Source organism: Roseovarius pacificus (genome assembly GCF_900142665.1).
Lineage (GTDB): Bacteria > Pseudomonadota > Alphaproteobacteria > Rhodobacterales > Rhodobacteraceae > Roseovarius > Roseovarius pacificus.
On record NZ_FRBR01000007.1, the window covers coordinates 148,072 to 165,231 of the forward strand.

The 17,160-nt window shown below is 62.5% G+C and carries 18 protein-coding genes; 8 read left to right on the forward strand and 10 right to left on the reverse strand.

The window, feature by feature from the left end:
• Nucleotides 1–69 precede the first annotated feature (69 nt).
• The 4 genes from BUB53_RS13280 to BUB53_RS13295 all read right to left on the reverse strand — a co-directional run bounded on the left by BUB53_RS13280 (nt 70) and on the right by BUB53_RS13295 (nt 2,670).
• The gene (locus tag BUB53_RS13280) at nt 70–915 is read right to left on the reverse strand and encodes an arginyltransferase (RefSeq protein ID WP_073035254.1); all 846 of its coding nucleotides are present in this window, start codon (nt 913–915) and stop codon (nt 70–72) included.
• An 87-nt stretch (nt 916–1,002) separates the two neighbouring features.
• Nucleotides 1,003–1,452, reverse strand: a complete 450-nt coding sequence (locus BUB53_RS13285; RefSeq protein ID WP_073035255.1) for an RDD family protein — start codon at nt 1,450–1,452, stop codon at nt 1,003–1,005.
• A gap of 55 nt (nt 1,453–1,507) precedes the next feature.
• The gene (locus BUB53_RS13290; RefSeq protein WP_073035309.1) at nt 1,508–1,951 is read right to left on the reverse strand and encodes a DUF2852 domain-containing protein; all 444 of its coding nucleotides are present in this window, start codon (nt 1,949–1,951) and stop codon (nt 1,508–1,510) included.
• 251 nt (nt 1,952–2,202) lie between these two features.
• Complete coding sequence (locus BUB53_RS13295) at nt 2,203–2,670, reverse strand: YbaK/EbsC family protein (RefSeq protein WP_073035256.1); 468 nt, start codon at nt 2,668–2,670, stop codon at nt 2,203–2,205.
• Between the two features lie 84 nt (nt 2,671–2,754).
• On the opposite strand from BUB53_RS13295, the gene BUB53_RS13300 reads away from it, so the two are divergent.
• From BUB53_RS13300 to BUB53_RS13320, 5 genes are all read left to right on the forward strand, one after another.
• The gene (locus tag BUB53_RS13300; protein ID WP_073035310.1) at nt 2,755–5,544 is read left to right on the forward strand and encodes a [protein-PII] uridylyltransferase family protein; all 2,790 of its coding nucleotides are present in this window, start codon (nt 2,755–2,757) and stop codon (nt 5,542–5,544) included.
• A 1-nt stretch (nt 5,545) separates the two neighbouring features.
• A complete protein-coding gene (locus tag BUB53_RS13305) occupies nt 5,546–5,815 on the forward strand; it encodes a hypothetical protein (protein WP_073035257.1) in 270 nt (89 codons plus the stop codon).
• Nucleotides 5,816–5,955: 140 nt separating this feature from the next.
• On the forward strand, nt 5,956–6,591 hold the full coding sequence (locus tag BUB53_RS13310; RefSeq protein ID WP_073035258.1) for a DUF6778 family protein: 636 nt from the start codon (nt 5,956–5,958) through the stop codon (nt 6,589–6,591).
• Between the two features lie 37 nt (nt 6,592–6,628).
• Complete coding sequence (locus tag BUB53_RS13315) at nt 6,629–7,825, forward strand: RSP_2647 family RNA methyltransferase (protein WP_073035259.1); 1,197 nt, start codon at nt 6,629–6,631, stop codon at nt 7,823–7,825.
• Nucleotides 7,825–8,370, forward strand: coding sequence for an RSP_2648 family PIN domain-containing protein (locus BUB53_RS13320; protein WP_073035260.1), 546 nt, complete (start codon nt 7,825–7,827; stop codon nt 8,368–8,370). The genes BUB53_RS13315 and BUB53_RS13320 overlap by 1 nt, the downstream gene beginning before the upstream one ends.
• Nucleotides 8,371–8,471: 101 nt before the next feature.
• Here BUB53_RS13320 and BUB53_RS13325 read toward each other — a convergent pair whose 3' ends face one another.
• On the reverse strand, nt 8,472–9,161 hold the full coding sequence (locus BUB53_RS13325; RefSeq protein WP_073035261.1) for a M48 family metallopeptidase: 690 nt from the start codon (nt 9,159–9,161) through the stop codon (nt 8,472–8,474).
• Nucleotides 9,162–9,204: 43 nt separating this feature from the next.
• Nucleotides 9,205–10,158 carry a radical SAM protein gene (locus BUB53_RS13330; RefSeq protein WP_073035262.1) on the reverse strand — a complete coding sequence of 318 codons (954 nt, stop codon included), beginning with the start codon at nt 10,156–10,158 and terminating at the stop codon, nt 9,205–9,207.
• A 193-nt stretch (nt 10,159–10,351) separates the two neighbouring features.
• Between BUB53_RS13330 and zwf the strand changes: the two genes are divergently transcribed.
• Genes zwf through pgi form a run of 3 tightly spaced genes read left to right on the forward strand, consistent with a single transcriptional unit; the run spans nt 10,352 to nt 14,091 of the window.
• Nucleotides 10,352–11,806 (forward strand): glucose-6-phosphate dehydrogenase, encoded by a 1,455-nt coding sequence (gene zwf, locus BUB53_RS13335; RefSeq protein WP_073035263.1) that lies wholly within the window; start codon nt 10,352–10,354, stop codon nt 11,804–11,806.
• A complete protein-coding gene (pgl, locus tag BUB53_RS13340; RefSeq protein ID WP_073035264.1) occupies nt 11,803–12,474 on the forward strand; it encodes a 6-phosphogluconolactonase in 672 nt (223 codons plus the stop codon). The genes zwf and pgl overlap by 4 nt, the downstream gene beginning before the upstream one ends.
• A 9-nt stretch (nt 12,475–12,483) precedes the next feature.
• Complete coding sequence (gene pgi / locus BUB53_RS13345; RefSeq protein ID WP_073035265.1) at nt 12,484–14,091, forward strand: glucose-6-phosphate isomerase; 1,608 nt, start codon at nt 12,484–12,486, stop codon at nt 14,089–14,091.
• Between the two features lie 22 nt (nt 14,092–14,113).
• Here pgi and BUB53_RS22780 read toward each other — a convergent pair whose 3' ends face one another.
• From BUB53_RS22780 to BUB53_RS13360, 4 genes are all read right to left on the reverse strand, one after another.
• Nucleotides 14,114–14,278 (reverse strand): hypothetical protein, encoded by a 165-nt coding sequence (locus BUB53_RS22780; RefSeq protein ID WP_159437831.1) that lies wholly within the window; start codon nt 14,276–14,278, stop codon nt 14,114–14,116.
• Nucleotides 14,279–14,384: 106 nt separating this feature from the next.
• Complete coding sequence (gene eno, locus BUB53_RS13350; protein WP_073035266.1) at nt 14,385–15,659, reverse strand: phosphopyruvate hydratase; 1,275 nt, start codon at nt 15,657–15,659, stop codon at nt 14,385–14,387.
• Nucleotides 15,660–15,746: 87 nt separating this feature from the next.
• Nucleotides 15,747–16,622: a DMT family transporter gene (locus BUB53_RS13355; protein ID WP_073035267.1), complete on the reverse strand. Its 876-nt coding sequence runs from the start codon at nt 16,620–16,622 to the stop codon at nt 15,747–15,749.
• 95 nt (nt 16,623–16,717) lie between these two features.
• A complete protein-coding gene (locus BUB53_RS13360) occupies nt 16,718–17,128 on the reverse strand; it encodes a Fur family transcriptional regulator (RefSeq protein ID WP_073035311.1) in 411 nt (136 codons plus the stop codon).
• Between the last annotated feature and the right edge of the window lie 32 nt (nt 17,129–17,160).

The window sequence follows — 17,160 nt, forward strand, 5'->3', positions numbered from 1 at the left end:
CGTCGCAGCCTTGTGCGCTTGTTCTTCTGGTTGGGCGGAGTGCTCTTTCAGCTGGAGAGATGTGCGGGGCTACCGCCCGCCCTGCCGGCTGCGGTGGGCGGGAAGCGGGCGCCCGTCGGGCAGGGAGATATTGGCCACCTGCTCGGAGATCGGATCGTTGGACAGCGGGTGCAGTTGTGCATCATACCCATCGGGATCGCGCATCTTTTCCCACGCGCCGTTCACATATACCTCGAGCCCCGAAAATGCGGCCTTGTAGCCCATCTTGGGACTGCCGGGCACCCAGTATCCCAGATACACATGGGGCAGCCCGTTTTCCCGCGCAATTTCAATATGATCAAGGATGATGTAAGTGCCGAGAGAGGCACTGGTGCGATCAGGATCATAGAACGAATAGACCATGCTGACACCGTCATCCAGAACGTCGGTCAGGCAGACTGCGGCCAGTTCTCCGGTTTCGGTGTCCACATATTCCACGACACGGGTGCGGATCGGCGTTTCCTCGACCATCGCGGCGAATTCGAACGTGTCCATGTCGGCCATGCCGCCATCTGCATGGCGGTGTTCCAGATAGCGGCGGAAAAGAGCGTATTGTTCTTCGGTGGCCCAGGGCGAGGTCGAGCGGCGTTCAAGCGTGCTGTTGCGGTTCAGCGTTTTGCGCTGACTGCGCGAGGGGTGGAAATCATGGACATTGATCCGGGCCGACAGGCAGGCCGAACACTCTGCACAAGCCGGGCGATAGAGAACGTTTTGCGAGCGGCGAAAACCCTGTTTCGACAGGCTGTCGTTGAGGCGCTGCGCTCCTTCGCCCTGAAGGGCCGTGAACAGCTTGCGCTCCATCCGGCCCGGCAGATACGGGCAGGGCTGTGGGGCCGTCACATAGAACTGGGGTGCGATTGGCAGGGTATGGCGCATCGGGCAAGGCTTTTTCGGTTCTGTGATTTACGGTAACAACCTTGGGCGCGCAGGCCAAGTGCCAATAAACAGGGATGTAATCGTGTTTCAGGCTGTCGCGCGCCGGTTCAGGGCCACGGTGCCAAGCACATGATCGCTCAGGCCCTGACCGCGTTCCGTGGTCAGCATCAGGACGATGGAAATCACCTGAAGTATCGGAAACCCGAACGAGATGGTCAGGCCAAGCGTATGCAGCAACGCCATCGACAGATCGAAGCGCTGGCCGTCGAGCTTGCGAAATTCGAGCGAAACCAGGCGCATGCCCCATGTGGCCGAGCCCCGCGCGATGGTGACGACGCGATAGGCAAAGCCAACGACCAGCAGGAGAAAAGGAAAGAAAAACAGCCCTGTAAAGGCCGTAAAGGGAACGATCAACAGGCAGATCAGAACGATCAGAACGGTATCGACCACCCAGGCCAGCAGGCGTTTGGCGGGGACATCCGAATAGAATTCGGGTTGGGTGACGGGATCGGGAAGATGCCAGGAATACTCGGTCATGGTGGTCCTGATATAGGGGAGGTAAACGGTCCGGGAAACCCCGGACCGTTTTGACTCAGGCCTCTTTAGGTGCGTTGTTGTCGTCATCGCTGGCGGCGCGGGCGCGGTCCGACATGAACTGATCGAACTCGGCCTTGTCGCGGGCGTCGCGCAGGCGTTGCAGGAATGCTTCGAAATCGGCCTGTTCCTGTTCCAGTCGGCGCAGCGTGTCGGCGCGATAGGAGTCGAAGGCCGAGTTTCCGGTGCTGCGGCTGGCCGTATAGGCGCAGCGGCCACGTTTCAAGCTGTTGCTTTTACAACCCATTTTTCCACTCCAAATCATGTAGGCGAGAAGGGCCAGGCCAACCGGCCAGACGAAAATGAAGGCCAGAACCATGGCGGCGATCCAGGCGGCTTTGCCCTTGTCGTCAAGCCAGGCTTCGGCGCGTGCAAGCCAGCCCATCGGGCCGGACCCCGACCCGACGGAGGAAGCGGGCGAGGGGGAGGTGGCGGTGCTCATCAGGGTGTCCTTTCGTGTCGCGGTGCGGTTGATGTGAATATCTTTCACATTCCGTAGATTGGGGTTTGCTTCCGTTCGCACAAGAGGTGATGTGAATGTTTTTTACATTTGCTCCGGGCGAGGAGCGGGAATCATCGGGTAAGATATTGGTTAATATGTAAAAACCGGGTTCGGTATCGCGTCGGTAAAATGTCGGTATCGCGTCGGTGCGGGAACCGGTATTTCCGTGGTTAACAGGACGTGCGGCTGGGTCAGTCGGTAAACGCGCCGGTTTGTGCGCCGGAAATCCTTTGCAGGTCCACGGGGGCGATGGAAAAGACATGCCGCGGGGTGCCGGCGGCGGCCCAGACGGTTTCGAATTCCATCAGCCGTGGATCGAGAAAGGCGCGCGGCGGAGTCAGGTGGCCGACGGGAGAAACCCCTCCGATGGCAAAGCCGGTCTGTGCCCGGATCAGCGCCGCGTCGGCCTTGCCCAGAGGTTCCCCCGCCAGGGTGGCGGCGCGGTCGGCGTTAACCTGATTGCCCCCGGCTGTGATGAACAGGACCGCCTCGCCGGACATGTCGCCGCGAAAGATGATGGATTTCGCGATCTGATCGACGCTGCACCCGACAAGATCGGCGGCCATGCGGGCGGTGGTGGCGTGTCCGACTTCGACTGGCTGGCTGTCGCAACCCGCATCCTGAAGGGCGCGCAGAACGCGCTTGAGGCTTTTACTCATGACCTGTTTCCCGTTCGCTTTTGCCGCACTATTCCAATCCTGCGGGCCATTGACCAGACCCGATGCACGGGTATCAGTATGGTCATGGATTTTTCGTCACGCATCACCCGCCTGCCGCGCCCCTTTGAGCCTGAACAGGGGCAGGAGGCCCGCGCCCTGTTTCCCGATCTGGGGGGCGACCTGGCCGACCTGATCGACGGGGCCGCCGGGTGCAGCCCCTATCTGAAAACCCTGATGGAGAAGGAACGCGACTGGCTGCCCGAGGCACTGAGTGACCCGGAGGTGGCATTGGATACGCTGGTGGCGGACCTGCCCGAGGTCGCTGCCGATTCCTTGCCCTCGGCCTTGCGGCAGGGCAAGCGGCGCGTGGCGCTGTTGACCGGGCTGGCCGATCTGGCCGGAGTCTGGCCGCTGGAAGAGGTGACGGGCCGCCTGACCGAATACGCCGATCTGTCATGTGATCTGGCGATGAAAGCCTGCGTCGGCGCCGAAATCCGCCGTGGCAAACTGCCCGGAAAGACCGGGGACGATCTGGCCACGGCAGGCGGCATGGTGGCGCTTGCCATGGGCAAGATGGGCGCGGGGGAGTTGAACTACAGTTCGGATATCGACCTGATCTGCCTGTTCGACGAAACCCGGTTCGACGAGGGCGATTATCATGAGGCGCGAGCCTCGTTCGTGCGGGCGACGCGCAAGATGGCGGCGATGCTGAACGACCGCACCTCGGAGGGGTATGTGTTTCGCACAGACCTGCGCCTGCGCCCCGATCCGAGCGTGACGCCAGTTTGCATGGCGATGGCGGCGGCGGAAACCTATTACGAAAGCCTTGGCCGCACCTGGGAACGCGCCGCCTATATCAAGGCGCGGCCTTGCGCGGGCGACCTGGCCGCCGGGCAGAAATTTCTGGATACGTTGCGCCCCTTCGTCTGGCGCAAGCATCTGGATTTCGCGGCGATCGAAGACGCCCATAACATGCGCCTGCGCATTCGCGAGCATAAGGGCCTTGGCGGGCAATTGTCGCTGCCCGGCCACAACATGAAGCTGGGCCGGGGCGGTATTCGCGAGATCGAGTTCTTCACTCAGACCCGGCAGATCATTGCGGGCGGGCGTGACCCTGACCTGCGGGTGCGCGGAACGGTTGAGGGGTTGGCGCGGCTGGCCGAAAAGGGCTGGATTCCCGAGGACGCCGCGCAGGTTCTGACCCGCCACTACCGGTTTCATCGCGAAGTCGAGCACCGCTTGCAGATGTTGCGCGACGCCCAGACCCACGATTTGCCGACCTCTGACGCCGAATTCGAGCGGCTGGCAGCTTTCATGGGGCGTGAGACGGACGCGTTGAAGGCGGAACTGAAGGACCGTCTGACCGAGGTGCACGATCTGATCGAGGGCTTTTTCGCCCCCGAAGGGCCAGAGCCCGTGTCGGAGGAGGCCGAAGAGCTGTTTGACGAAGAAATCATCAGTCGCTGGCCGAGTTATCCGGCGCTGCGCTCGGGGCGGGCGGTGGATATCTTCAACCGGCTGAAACCCGATATCCTGTCGCGGCTGGCCAGAACGGCCCACCCGTCCGAGGCCCTGTTGGCCTTTGACGGGTTTCTGGCGGGGCTGCCCGCCGGTGTGCAGGTGTTTTCGCTGTTCGAGGCCAATCCGCAGCTTGTCGATCTGTTGGTGGACATCGCGGGCACGTCACCGAAGCTCGCGGCGCATCTGTCGCGCAATGCCAGCGTGTTCGATGCGGTGATCGCGGGGGATTTCTTTGCCCTGTGGCCGGGGCGCGATGCGTTGCAGGAAGATCTGTCGCGGCGACTGGAGCAGGAAGGCGATTACGAGCGCAAGCTGGACACCGCGCGCCGCTGGATGAAGGAATGGCATTTCCGGATCGGTGTGCATCATCTGCGCGGACTGACCGGGGCGGATACCACGGGTGTGCAATATGCCGATCTGGCGGGCTCAGTGATCGGGGCGATCTGGCCGCATGTGGTGGCGCAGTTCGCGGAAAAGCACGGGCCTCCACCGGGGCGCGGCGCGGTGGTGGTGGGCATGGGTTCGCTCGGGGCGGAGCGGTTGAATGCCGGGTCCGATCTGGACCTGATCGTGATCTACGACGCCGACGGGGCTGAAGGCTCGGACGGGCGACGCCCGCTGGCGACACGGCCCTATTATGCGCGGCTGACACAGGCGATGATCACGGCGCTGACGGCCCCCATGTCGGAAGGGCGGCTGTACGAGGTGGATATGCGCCTGCGCCCGTCGGGCAATCAGGGGCCCGTGGCGACGGGGTGGCAATCGTTTCAGGAGTATCAGCAAAACGAAGCCTGGGTCTGGGAGCATCTGGCGATGACGCGGGCGCGGGTGATTGCGGGCCCCGAAGATCTGGCCAGAGATGTCGAGGCGTTTCGTGCCGCGCTGCTGACCGAAAAGGGTACGCCGGACAAGGTGCTGGAGGAGGTGGCGTCGATGCGCAAGCGCATCGCCGACGCCAAGACGCCCGCAGGCCCGTGGGACACCAAGCTGGGACCGGGGCGCATGCAGGAGGTCGAGCTGCTGGCGCAGGCCGGGAGCCTGATGGCAGGGGAGACCGGGCGCGACATCGGGGCCGGTTTGCAGGCCGGTGTCGCAATCGGCTGGCTGAGTGACGCGGACAGAGAGGCGTTGTTGCGGGCCTATACGCTTTGCTGGCAGGTGTTGCAGGCCGCGAAGTTGCTGAGCGACAGGCCGCTCGATCCGGCCAGTCTGGGCGAGGGCGGGGCGGAATTCGTACTGCGCGAAACCGGGCATGAAACGCTGACGGCCTTGTTGGACGATCTGGAGCAGGCGACGCGCAATGCGGCGAAGGTGATTGATGCGGCGCTGACGCGCCTGCCGCAGGAGGACTGACATGGAACGCGATCCGCTGGACCACAAGGGATTGATCCGCGAGGCCTATCGCATTGATGGGATCACCGCACCGGAATGTCGTTCGATCTTTCTGGACTGGGCGTTGTCGCTGCCCGGCGATCAGGATCAGACCGGGGCGATCACGACGTTGCTGGAGCGGTATCGCGCCGGCAACGAAGAGCATCCGATGACGGGCGTGTTGCAGGATGGGTTGCTGACGGTCGGGCGTCCGCGTCGCCGCGGCGGTTGGAAATCGCGTCAGCGCGAGTGACTTTTCCGGGGACGGGTATGGGGTGCGGATTCAGACATGGTTAATCCATTGTAAAGTACTGGATTTGACGAATTTGCGCCTCAATCCCCCGTCAGAGTGACATCAACCAATCAAGGGCGAAAATTGCCCAGGAGGATGTCATGAGTCTATTTCGTTTGATCGCCGTCATACTGATGGGGCTGGCCGTATCGGGCTGCGCCTCGGTCGAGACCGCAACCCGAAACGCACCGCTGGAGGCCCCCCAAATTCAGGCGGCACCGCTGTCGTTCGACGTGACGGCCGTACGGGTCTCGGTGCCCGACAGCCTGCGGGTTTCCGAAGCCAACCGGTACTATCCGGGCGGCGATATCGTGTGGCGCGAAGATCCGCCGGGCGATCGTCATGCACAGGTCAAGGCCATCTTTCAGGCCGGGCTTGAGCGCGGTGTAAGCGAGATGGAGCCCGGTCTGGTGCCGGTGATCCTCGAGGTCGAAGTGACCCGTTTCCATGCCCTGACCGAAAAGGCGCGCTATACCATCGGCGGCGTGCATGCGTTGCAGTTCAAGATGCAGATGCGCAACTCGGAAACCGGGCAGGTCTACGGAAAACCGCATTTCGTCAAGGCCGACTTCCGTGCGCTTGGCGGGGCCGAGGCGATCAAGGCCGAACGTCAGGGGATCACGCAGAAGTATCGTATTACCAATCATCTGGCGCAGGTCATCAAGACCGAGCTGACCGATCCCAACGGGTATAAGGCCGCGTTTCTGGGAATGATGGGCGCGATCAACCAACTCTGATCTTTTCGACAGGCACGAAACCGCTTAAGGGGACGGCATGACACCGTCCCCTTATCCCGTTATACGCTTGAAACCCAAGGCACAGGCCCGCGCCATCCGGCACGGAGCGCCATGGGTTTACGACAATGAACTGGTCACCGACCGCCGCACGAAGAAGATTGTCCCCGGCAGTATCGCGCTGCTGGAGGACGCCGAGCGCAATCCGCTGGCTCTGGTTGCGGTCAATCCCAATTCTCGGATCATGTGCCGGGTGCTGGAGCGCGATTGCGGCAAGGTCATTGATGGCGATTGGTTGCGTGATCGTCTGGCACATGCCCTGGCCTTGCGCGAACGGCTGTATGAGGCGCCGTTCTATCGTCTTGTCCATGCCGAAGCGGACGGGCTGCCCGGCGTCGTGATCGACCGTTTCGGAGATACGGCCGTGATCCAACCGAATGCGGCGTGGGCCGAACTGCTGCTTGACCCGATGGCCGAGGCGTTGGTCCAAGTGACAGGGGTGAATACCGTTTTGAAAAACGCCGCTGGCCGGGCGCGGGGGCTGGAGGGGCTGGATGCGGATAATACCGTTCTGGTCGGGCAGGCCCCCGGCGCGCCGCTGGCGGTGCCGATGAACGGTGCGATCTACATGGCCGATCTGATGGGCGGGCAGAAAACCGGGCTGTTCTTCGATCAGCGGCCCAACCATGCCTTTGCCGCGCGGTTGAGCAAGGGGGCGCGGGTGCTGGATGTCTTTTCCCATGTCGGGGGCTTTTCGCTGGCGGCGCTTGCGGGCGGCGCGGACAGCGCGCTTGCCGTGGATGGGTCCGCGGCGGCGCTGGATCTGGCGATACAGGGCGCGCGACAAGCCGGTGTGGAGGCGCGATTTGCCACGCGCAAGGGAGATGCGTTCGAGGTTCTGGGGCAATTGGCCGAGGAGGGCGCGCAGTTCGATGTGGTCATTTGCGACCCGCCAGCCTTTGCCCCATCGAAAAAGGCGTTGGAGGCGGGGTTGCGTGCCTATGAACGCGTGGCGCGCATGGCCGCGCCATTGGTGGCCGAAGGCGGATATCTGGGCCTGTGTTCCTGTTCGCATGCGGCCGATCTGGCCAGGTTCCGGGGCGCATCGGTGCGCGGTATCGGCCGAGCGGGGCGGGACGCGCAGATGATCCATACCGGATTTGCCGGGCCGGATCATCCGCTTCATCCGCAACTGGCCGAGAGCGGATACCTCAAGGCACTGTTTTTCCGCCTGTGATGAAGGTTCTTCTGGATACCTGCGTGATTTATCCCACCGTGATGCGGCAGGTTCTGCTGGGGGTGGCTGCGCGCGGCGTCTATACGCCGCTCTGGTCGGCGCGGATCGTTGGGGAATGGCTGCGGGCTGTGGAGAAACTGGGGCCCGATGGCATGGCTCAGGCGCAGTCGGAAGCTGCGCTGCTGGCGATGCGGTGGCCCGAAGCCGAGGTGGAGTATCCGCCCTCTCTGGAGGCGCGGCTGTGGTTGCCCGATCCGGCGGATATTCATGTGCTGGCGGCGGCGGTGGCCGGGTCGGCGGATATGATCGTGACGCTGAACGCCAGGGATTTTCCGCGCAACGTTCTGGCCGAAGAAGGTATCAGCCGGGCCGATCCCGATACATTTCTGCACGGTATCTGGCAGGCGCAACCCGATCTGGTGCAGGCCGTGGCCGACGATGTTCTGGCCGAGGCGAACCGGTTGTCTAGCAAGACATGGGAAATGCGCGCGCTACTGAAAAAGGCGCGCTTGCCGAGATTGGCGAAGGCGGTGAGCGGCAGTTAAGGGCGGTACAAATAACGTCTTATGGTGTTTGGGGGTGCTGCCCTCGTCGCCGCGAGCGATGACTTGCCCGGCGTATCTGCGGAACGACGGAAGGCCGTCTTTCAGCCTTCCACGCGCCATTTGGTTTCGAGTTTTTCGATGGCGGCGATGCGTTCTTCGGTTTTGGGGTGGCTCATCAGCCATGCGGGTGCGGCACCTGCGCGTGCTTGTGTAAGGGCTTCGAGCTTGCGGAAAAGCGATTTCTGCGCCCCGGTGCCAATGCCGGCCTTTGTCAGCAGAGCGGCGGCATATTCATCTGCCTCGTATTCGTCGCCACGCGACAGACGGGCGGCCAGAAGCGAGGTCAGACCATTGGCGATCCAGACGCCGATCCCCGGCAGAAAGCGCGACAGGATCATGGCGAGCGCGGTGCGAAGGGCGTTCTGACCGGAAAAATCGATCATCCGGCGGCGCGAATGGCCAAGGGCGACATGGCCCAGTTCGTGGGCGATGACGCTGGCCAGTTCCTCGGCTGTCACCTCGCCTTGCTGGAACTTGCGATAGAATCCACGGGTGATGAAAATCCGTCCGTCGGGTGCGGCAAGGCCGTTCACCGGGTCGATTTCGTAGATATTCACACGGATACGCGGCAGGTCCAGCGCACGGGCCAGCCGTTCGGTCATGCCCTTGAGCCGGGGATCGGCCAGTTCGGTCGAGCGGGCGTCAAGTTCGCGCCGGGTGCGCCAGACCGAAAACCGGTACATGACGACGGCATAGAGAATGGCCAGCAGGATAGGCGTGAAGCGGATCATTCACGATATATGGGGCAGTGGCCGTGCCGGGGCAAGCAGTGGATCAGGCCGAACAACTCGCCCCGCCAAGAACACAGAACTTGGCGCAATGGGGGTGGTTGAGGGCCACGTCGCGCTCGGCCTGCTCCAGTGTTTCGCCAAGTTCGAATTCAGGCGCATAGGGCAGGAGCGTGCAGGCCAGAACCGTGGGACGGGCGGCACCACGGCGTTTGACCACCATGCGGGAGGAGGCGCACATCACATCGTCGGGCGATTTTCCAAGGATACCCCAGCATGCGGTAGTGATCTCCGGAACTTCGACGGCTTCGTCCATCTCGGGGAAGAGAACGGTGTGGCCGGGATCGTATGCATCTATGTCGAATGCGTGGGTGGTGTAAAAGCGGGCGTAGCCGTCGCGCGCGGCGGCCTCGGTTTCGCCCCAGACGGTGCGCCCGGCGACGGTCATGCGCAGGTTATTGTCGCGCAGCCACGTCATGCCCTCGAGCGTTTTTGCAAATGCGCCTTCGCCGCGTTCCTTGTCGTGCAGCTCTTGCGACCAGTGATCGACCGAGATGCGCAGGGTCAATTGATCGCGCCAGTGTCGGGCCAGGTCCAGCAGACCCTGCCGGACGGTGTTGCGCATCATCGGACGCATGGCGTTGGTCAGGATCAGTACGCGATAGCCGCGCTCCAGTGCGGCGCGCGCCATGTCGACCATCTGCGGATTCATGAAAGGTTCGCCGCCGGTAAAGCCGATCTCCTGGATGGGCCAGCCGCGCGTCGCGATCTGGTCGAGATAATCGCGCACTTCGTCAGCCGTGATATAGACCAGCCGGTCATTTGTGGGCGAACTTTCGATATAGCAATTCGCGCAGGTGATGTTGCACAGCGTACCGGTGTTGAACCACAGGGTTTCGGGCCGGGACAGGGCTACGGTGGCGCGCGTCTGGCCGTCGGCGGTTGTCGAGGGATTTTGAAACTTGCCGCTGTTGGCGTCGAGCGGGCTGGCGTCTTTCATCGTCTCTTCCGTTATCTTTGTCCGAATTGGGTAACGGCCGGGTGTTGCGAAAGAAAGACGCTATATCGTGACTGACACCATTGTGAACGCGGGGGGGCATGGTAGACTCTGTTTCAAACTGCGTTTAGACGGCTTGGTCTGAGGGTTTGTTAACGCTAACATTTCGCCTGAGACAGGCGGCAGGAGGGTTTTGATGGTTTCGCGAGTCATCCCGGTCGAACCTTTCGATCTGATCGTGTTCGGCGGCACCGGTGATCTGGCGCGGCGCAAGATTCTGCCGGCATTGTTTCGCCGTTATTGCGCGGGCCAGATGGGGGGCAGTTCACGGGTGATCGGCGCGGCCCGCAGCGACCTGGACGAGGCGGGCTATCGTGCCTTTGTCTCGGATGCGATTGCCGAGTTCGACCCCGACGCCACGCAGAACCGCGATCACCTGAGTGCCTTTCTGGAACGGGTGAGCTATGTCATTCTGGACGCAAGGGGCGATGCGGGGTGGGACAAACTGGCCGCATTGGTGCAGAAAGACCGGGTACGGGCCTATTATTTCTCGGTCGGGCCCGGCCTGTTCGGCGATCTGGCGCAGAGATTGCATACCTATGGTATGTCCGATGCGGATAGCCGGATCGTGGTGGAAAAGCCCTTTGGCCGCGATTTGGCCAGTGCGCGCGATCTGAACCGGGTTCTGGCGCAGCATTTCGAAGAGCGACAGATTTACCGGATCGACCATTACCTGGGGAAGGAAACCGTTCAGAACCTGATGGCGGTACGGTTCGGCAATATGCTGTTCGAGCCGCTTTGGAACAGTCAGTACGTGGATCACATTCAGATCACCGTGGCCGAAAGCGTCGGTGTCGGCGGACGCGGCGAATACTACGACCGAGCGGGTGCGATGCGGGATATGATGCAGAACCACCTGATGCAATTGCTGTGCCTCATCGCGATGGAGCCACCGGCCAAGTTCGATCCCGACGCGGTGCGCGATGAAAAACTCAAGGTGATCCGAGCGCTCGATCCGGTGGAACCGGATTGCGTGGTGCGCGGCCAGTATCAGGCCGATGATGGCGCCCCCGGTTATCGCGACGAGGTCGAGGCGCCGGACAGCACGACCGAAAGTTTCGTGGCGATCCGGGCGCATATCAGCAATTGGCGGTGGGCTGGAACGCCGTTCTACCTGCGGACCGGCAAACGCCTGAAGGCCCGCGCCAGCGAGATCGCGGTGGTGTTCAAGGATGCGCCGCATTCGATTTTCGGGGTGCAGGCCGGGCGGCACCGCAATATCCTGACCATTCGACTGCAACCCAATGAGGGGATCGAACTGGGCGTGACCATCAAGGAGCCGGGGCCGGGCGGCATGCGGTTGATCGACGTGCCGCTGGATATGACCTTTGCCGAGGCGCTTGGCCCGGACAGCGCGGATTTTCCCGATGCGTATGAACGCCTGATCATGGATGTGATCCGGGGGAATCAGACGCTGTTCATGCGCGGCGACGAGGTGGAAGAGGCCTGGAGCTGGACCGATCCGATCATTGAGGGCTGGGAAGAACGCGGCGAGGCACCGATCCCTTATGCGTCGGGAAGTGCAGGACCGGATGATGCGCTGATGCTGATGCACCGCGATGGTCGTCGCTGGAGGGAGATCAGGGCATGAAACTGCTTGAATATGCCGACGAGGAAATGCTGGCCATCGACCTGGCCAACGTTCTGGCCGGAGAGTTGAAATCGGCGCTCAATCAACAGGACCGCGTGTTGTTCGTGGTGCCGGGGGGTACCAGTCCGGGTCCGGTTTTCGATGCGTTGTGCGACGCCAACCTCGACTGGAGCCGGGTTGATGTGATGTTGAGCGATGAGCGATGGGTGCCCGAGGTTCATGTGCGCTCGAACACGCGGATGATTCGCGAGCGCCTGTTGGTGGGACGTGCCGCCGCGGCGTGTTACCTGCCGCTTTGTGTCAAGGCGGCGGACCCGGATGCGGTGCTGGCCGAGCTGGAGGCCACCATCGCGCCGCGTCTGCCCATTTCCGTGCTGTTGCTGGGAATGGGGTCGGATATGCATACGGCTTCGCTTTTTCCCAAGGGAGATAATCTGGACCTGGCGTTATCGGATCGCGCGCCTGTGCTGGTCAGTATGCGCACGCCCGACCAGCCCGAACCGCGGATCACCCTGTCGGCGCATGTTCTGAACGATGCAATGGCCAAGCACCTGTTGATCACCGGTCGTGCCAAGCGTGCGGCGTTGGAGCGGGCGCAAAGCATGACGCGGGCCGAGGCTCCGGTGCGGGCCGTACTGAACGACATGGTGGTGCATTGGACGGCTTAAGAGGCAGGGATGTTTGAGAGGCTCAAGGATATAGCCGCCGAATTGGCCGGGCAGGATATTGTCGATCTGTTCGCGCAGGACGATACGCGGGCGGAGGGATTTTCCGCCCGGTTTGACGGGATTTTGCTGGATTATTCGAAAACGCTGATCACCGATGAGGTGCGTGCCGCGCTGATCGACCTGGCGGAAACGCGAGGCGTGGCGGCACGTCGCGATGCGATGTTCGCAGGGCAGGAGATCAACGAAACCGAGGGGCGCGCGGTGTTGCATATCGCGTTGCGCAACCTCGACGGTGCCCCGGTTCTGATCGAAGGGCATGACGTGATGCCCGAGGTCCGCGATACGCTGGGGCGGATGGAAGCCTTTGCAGAGGATGTGCGCGGTGGGCGTGTCAAAGGGCAGGGCGGGGCGATCACCGATGTGGTGAATATCGGGATCGGCGGATCTCATCTGGGGCCCGAGATGGGTACGCTGGCCCTGAGGCCTTATCATGACGGCCCGCGCTGTCATTTCGTATCGAATGTGGACGGGGCCGATATTGCCGACACGCTGGCGGGGCTGGACCCGGCCACGACGCTGATCGTCGTGGCGTCGAAGTCTTTCACGACCGTGGAGACCATGACCAATGCCGAAACCGCCCGTGCCTGGATGGCCGAAGCGGTTTCCGATCCGGCGGCGCAGTTCGTGGCCGTTTCGACTGCCGAAGACAAGACGGCGGCCTTCGGCATCCCGCCCGAGCGCGTGTTTGGGTTCGGGGATTGGGTCGGCGGGCGCTATTCCATGTGGGGGCCGATCGGCCTGCCACTGATGATCGCCATCGGAGCGGAGGATTTCCGTGCCTTCCTGGGCGGTGCGGCGGCGATGGATGCGCATTTTCGCGAGGCTCCGTTGGCCCGGAACCTGCCGGTTCTGCTGGCCTTGGCGGGGCTGTGGCATCATCAGGTGTGCGGCTATCCCACGCGGGCGGTCTTGCCCTATGATCAGCGTCTGGCGCGTTTGCCTGCCTATTTTCAACAGCTGGAGATGGAATCGAACGGCAAGCGGGTGACGATGGATGGCCTGCCGCTGGATGGTGTGTCCGGTCCGGTGGTCTGGGGGGAGCCGGGAACCAACGGGCAACATGCATTCTATCAGTTGATCCATCAGGGCACGCAGGTGGTGCCTTGCGAATTCATGGTGGCCGCCAAGGGGCATGAGCCGCATCTGGCGCATCATCACCGCCTGTTGGTGGCCAATTGCCTGGCGCAATCCGAGGCGCTGATGTGCGGGCGTTCGATGGATCAGGCGCGTGACTTGATGGCAAAGGCCGGATTCGAGGGCGACGAGTTGGAGCGGCAGGCCGCGCATCGGGTGTTTCCGGGGAACCGGCCTTCGACCACGCTGATCTATGACCGGCTGACGCCTCGCCGTCTGGGCCAGATCATCGCGCTTTACGAGCACCGGGTTTTTGTCGAAGGGGCGATCCTGGGGATCAACTCGTTCGATCAATGGGGTGTCGAACTGGGCAAGGTTCTGGCCACCCAACTGGAGCCGGTCCTGAGCGGTGACTCCGATGGCGCGGGAAAGGATGGTTCGACCCGCGCCCTTGTCGCCTTTGTGCGCCAGCACATGGAGTGATTGCTGAGTCGGCTGTCGCGCCTTACCCTGCTGGGGGCACACAATCCAGTTCTGCGGCATCCATATCCTGTACAGGATCGCCGGGCGCGCATTCCTCGCCGCTGATGGGATAGGTGTCGTCGTTGGCGCAGGACGCGATCAAGGCGGGTGCGAGCAGAATCGCGAGGAGTTTCATAAATTTTGACATGCTTGCCTCGTATCAATTTGGCCGGAATTGGCACTGAATGTAGTCAAGTTAGTAAATCTGCCCGCATCCTGCGTTGATCGGGATCAAGATGCGGGCGGAAGGTCGATTACTTGAGGATCGAACGGCCCGCGTATTCGGCGGTGTCGCCAAGGGTTTCCTCGATGCGGATCAGCTGATTGTATTTCGCCAGACGGTCCGAACGGGCCAGGCTGCCGGTCTTGATCTGCCCGCAGTTGGTGGCCACGGCCAGATCGGCGATGGTGGCGTCCTCGGTCTCGCCCGAGCGGTGCGACATCACGTTGGTCATGCGCGCGCGATGTGCCATGTCCACGGCCTTGAGCGTTTCGGTCAGGCTGCCGATCTGGTTGACCTTGACCAGCATCGAGTTCGCCGCGCCGCGCGCGATCCCATCGGCCAGACGGGCGGGGTTCGTCACGAACAGGTCATCGCCCACCAGTTGCACCTTGTCGCCAAGCGCTTCGGTGAGGGCCACCCAGCCGTCCCAGTCGTCTTCCGACATGCCGTCCTCGATCGAGATGATCGGGTAATCGTCGCAGAGAGATTTCAGGTATTCGACATTCTCGGCGCTTGTCAGGCTCTTTCCTTCGCCGGAAAGCTCATACTTTCCATTTTTGTAGTATTCCGTCGCCGCGCAGTCGAGGGCCAGGTAAATGTCTTCGCCCGGCTTGTACCCGGCCTTTTCGATGGAGGCCAGGATGAGGTCCAGCGCGTCGCGCGTCGAGGCGAGATCAGGAGCGAAACCGCCTTCGTCGCCAAGGCCGGTGGACAGCCCCTTGGCGGTCAGTTCCTTTTTCAGAGTGTGGAACACTTCCGAGCCCATGCGCACCGCGTCGCGGATATTGCCGGCGCTGACGGGCATGATCATGAATTCCTGAATGTCGATCGGGTTGTCGGCGTGTTCGCCGCCATTGATGATGTTCATCATCGGCACCGGCAGAACGCGGGCCGAGGTGCCGCCGACATAGCGGAACAGGGGCTGTGTGGTGAAATCCGCAGCCGCCCTGGCCACGGCCAGCGATACGCCAAGGATGGCGTTGGCGCCAAGGCGACCCTTGTTGGGGGTGCCGTCCAGTTCGATCATCGCCATGTCGATTTCGACCTGCCCGGTGGCGTCCATGCCGACCAGTTCCTCGGCGATCTCGCCATTCACGGCTGCCACGGCCTCGAGGACGCCCTTGCCCATGTAGCGGCCCTTGTCGCCGTCACGTTTCTCGACAGCCTCATGCGCGCCGGTGGATGCGCCCGAGGGCACGGCGGCCCGGCCCATGGTGCCGTCTTCGAGGATCACGTCGACCTCGACCGTGGGGTTGCCGCGGCTGTCCAGGATTTCGCGTGCGTGAATGTCGATGATGATGCTCATAAGCTGTCCCTCAGGATGAAAACGGTTGCGCTTGCCATACCAATTCTGGCGCGGAATACAACTGTGCTTGCGTGGCGCAGATCGGGGTCAGGCACGTCGGGCGCGGCGGCGCAGCCGGCGTTCGCGAAAGAGCGTGTAAAGGCCGGAGGCGATGATCACCGTTGCACCGATCAGCGTCAGAGCGTCGGGCTGTTCGTCGAACAGGGTAACGGCAATGATCAGGGCAAACACAAGCCGCGAATAGCGAAACGGAGTCACAAAGGACACTTCGCCGATACGCATCGCCGCGACGATTGCATAATAGGCCGCAACACCCAGAACCAGCGCAAACGCCATGTCGCGCCAGTTGGTGGCGCTTGGGGTTGCGGCATCGCCCGTCAGCCACATCATCAGCAGGCCGGCGGGAACAACCGTGGCGAACCCATAGCTGGAAATCTGCATCGAGGTGACGTGGCGTGGCACGGCACGCGTGGCCAGATCGCGCATGGCCAGCCCGATCACCGCCTGCACAGCGAACAGCGAAGCGGGCTGGAACCCGGCCAGACCGGGGCGGAGCACCATCAGAACCCCGGCAAAGCCCACCAGAATCGCGCTCCACCTGCGCCAGCCGACATCCTCGCCCAGAAACAGCGCTGCCCCAAGCGTGACAGCAAGCGGTGTGGCCTGAAGGATGGCCGAGGCCGAGGAAAGAGGTGTCAGGGCGATGGCCGTGACAAAGCCAATGGTGCCGATCAACTCGCCCAGATTGCGCAGCATAACCGGGGCGCAGAACAGATCGCGGGAAAACAGGCGATGACCGCGCGCCAGGGCAGCGGCGCCAAAGATCAGCGCGCCGCCCAATCCCAACAGAACGAGGATCTGCCCCACAGGCAGATCTTGTGACAGGCGTTTGACGAACATGTCTTCCAGTGCAAAGCCAGCCATGGCCAGCACCATCAGCGCACTGCCGCGCAGGTTTTCCATTGTCTGTCCTCGGGGGATCGTTCGCGTTATTGCCTGCCTATGCCTGCCGCTGCGTCTTGGCAAGCCGGGGAAGGCAGGTGATCAGGGACGTCAGGTTATTTCTTGATCGGGACGCCGTAGAGTTCCAGCCGATGCCCCTTGAGGCGATAGCCAAGTTTTTCCGCGATCTTTTCCTGAAGCGCCTCGATCTCGGGGTCGACGAATTCGATCACCTCGCCCGAGTGCATATCGATCAGGTGATCGTGGTGGTCGCGTTCAGCGTCCTCATAGCGGGCCCGTCCGTCGCCGAATTCCAGCTTTTCAAGGATTCCGGCCTCTTCGAACAGCTTGACGGTGCGATAGACCGTGGCGATCGAGATGCGCGGATCGCGGGCCGAGGCGCGGGCATAAAGCTCTTCGACATCGGGGTGGTCCTCGGAGGTTTCCAGAACCGAGGCGATGATGCGGCGCTGGCCGGTCATGCGCAGGCCCTTGGCCTCGCAACGCTCGGTAATGGTTTCGGACATGACTGCCCCCTTGTCGTCATCGGGGTGTTGGA

Coding starts and splice junctions, on each gene's coding strand:
- BUB53_RS13280 (WP_073035254.1), bottom strand. CDS start 915: ATGCGCCATACCCTGCCAATCGCACCCCAGTTCTATGTGACGGCCCCA.
- BUB53_RS13285 (WP_073035255.1), bottom strand. CDS start 1,452: ATGACCGAGTATTCCTGGCATCTTCCCGATCCCGTCACCCAACCCGAA.
- BUB53_RS13290 (WP_073035309.1), bottom strand. CDS start 1,951: ATGAGCACCGCCACCTCCCCCTCGCCCGCTTCCTCCGTCGGGTCGGGG.
- BUB53_RS13295 (WP_073035256.1), bottom strand. CDS start 2,670: ATGAGTAAAAGCCTCAAGCGCGTTCTGCGCGCCCTTCAGGATGCGGGT.
- BUB53_RS13300 (WP_073035310.1), top strand. CDS start 2,755: ATGGATTTTTCGTCACGCATCACCCGCCTGCCGCGCCCCTTTGAGCCT.
- BUB53_RS13305 (WP_073035257.1), top strand. CDS start 5,546: ATGGAACGCGATCCGCTGGACCACAAGGGATTGATCCGCGAGGCCTAT.
- BUB53_RS13310 (WP_073035258.1), top strand. CDS start 5,956: ATGAGTCTATTTCGTTTGATCGCCGTCATACTGATGGGGCTGGCCGTA.
- BUB53_RS13315 (WP_073035259.1), top strand. CDS start 6,629: ATGACACCGTCCCCTTATCCCGTTATACGCTTGAAACCCAAGGCACAG.
- BUB53_RS13320 (WP_073035260.1), top strand. CDS start 7,825: ATGAAGGTTCTTCTGGATACCTGCGTGATTTATCCCACCGTGATGCGG.
- BUB53_RS13325 (WP_073035261.1), bottom strand. CDS start 9,161: ATGATCCGCTTCACGCCTATCCTGCTGGCCATTCTCTATGCCGTCGTC.
- BUB53_RS13330 (WP_073035262.1), bottom strand. CDS start 10,158: ATGAAAGACGCCAGCCCGCTCGACGCCAACAGCGGCAAGTTTCAAAAT.
- zwf (WP_073035263.1), top strand. CDS start 10,352: ATGGTTTCGCGAGTCATCCCGGTCGAACCTTTCGATCTGATCGTGTTC.
- pgl (WP_073035264.1), top strand. CDS start 11,803: ATGAAACTGCTTGAATATGCCGACGAGGAAATGCTGGCCATCGACCTG.
- pgi (WP_073035265.1), top strand. CDS start 12,484: ATGTTTGAGAGGCTCAAGGATATAGCCGCCGAATTGGCCGGGCAGGAT.
- BUB53_RS22780 (WP_159437831.1), bottom strand. CDS start 14,278: ATGTCAAAATTTATGAAACTCCTCGCGATTCTGCTCGCACCCGCCTTG.
- eno (WP_073035266.1), bottom strand. CDS start 15,659: ATGAGCATCATCATCGACATTCACGCACGCGAAATCCTGGACAGCCGC.
- BUB53_RS13355 (WP_073035267.1), bottom strand. CDS start 16,622: ATGGAAAACCTGCGCGGCAGTGCGCTGATGGTGCTGGCCATGGCTGGC.
- BUB53_RS13360 (WP_073035311.1), bottom strand. CDS start 17,128: ATGTCCGAAACCATTACCGAGCGTTGCGAGGCCAAGGGCCTGCGCATG.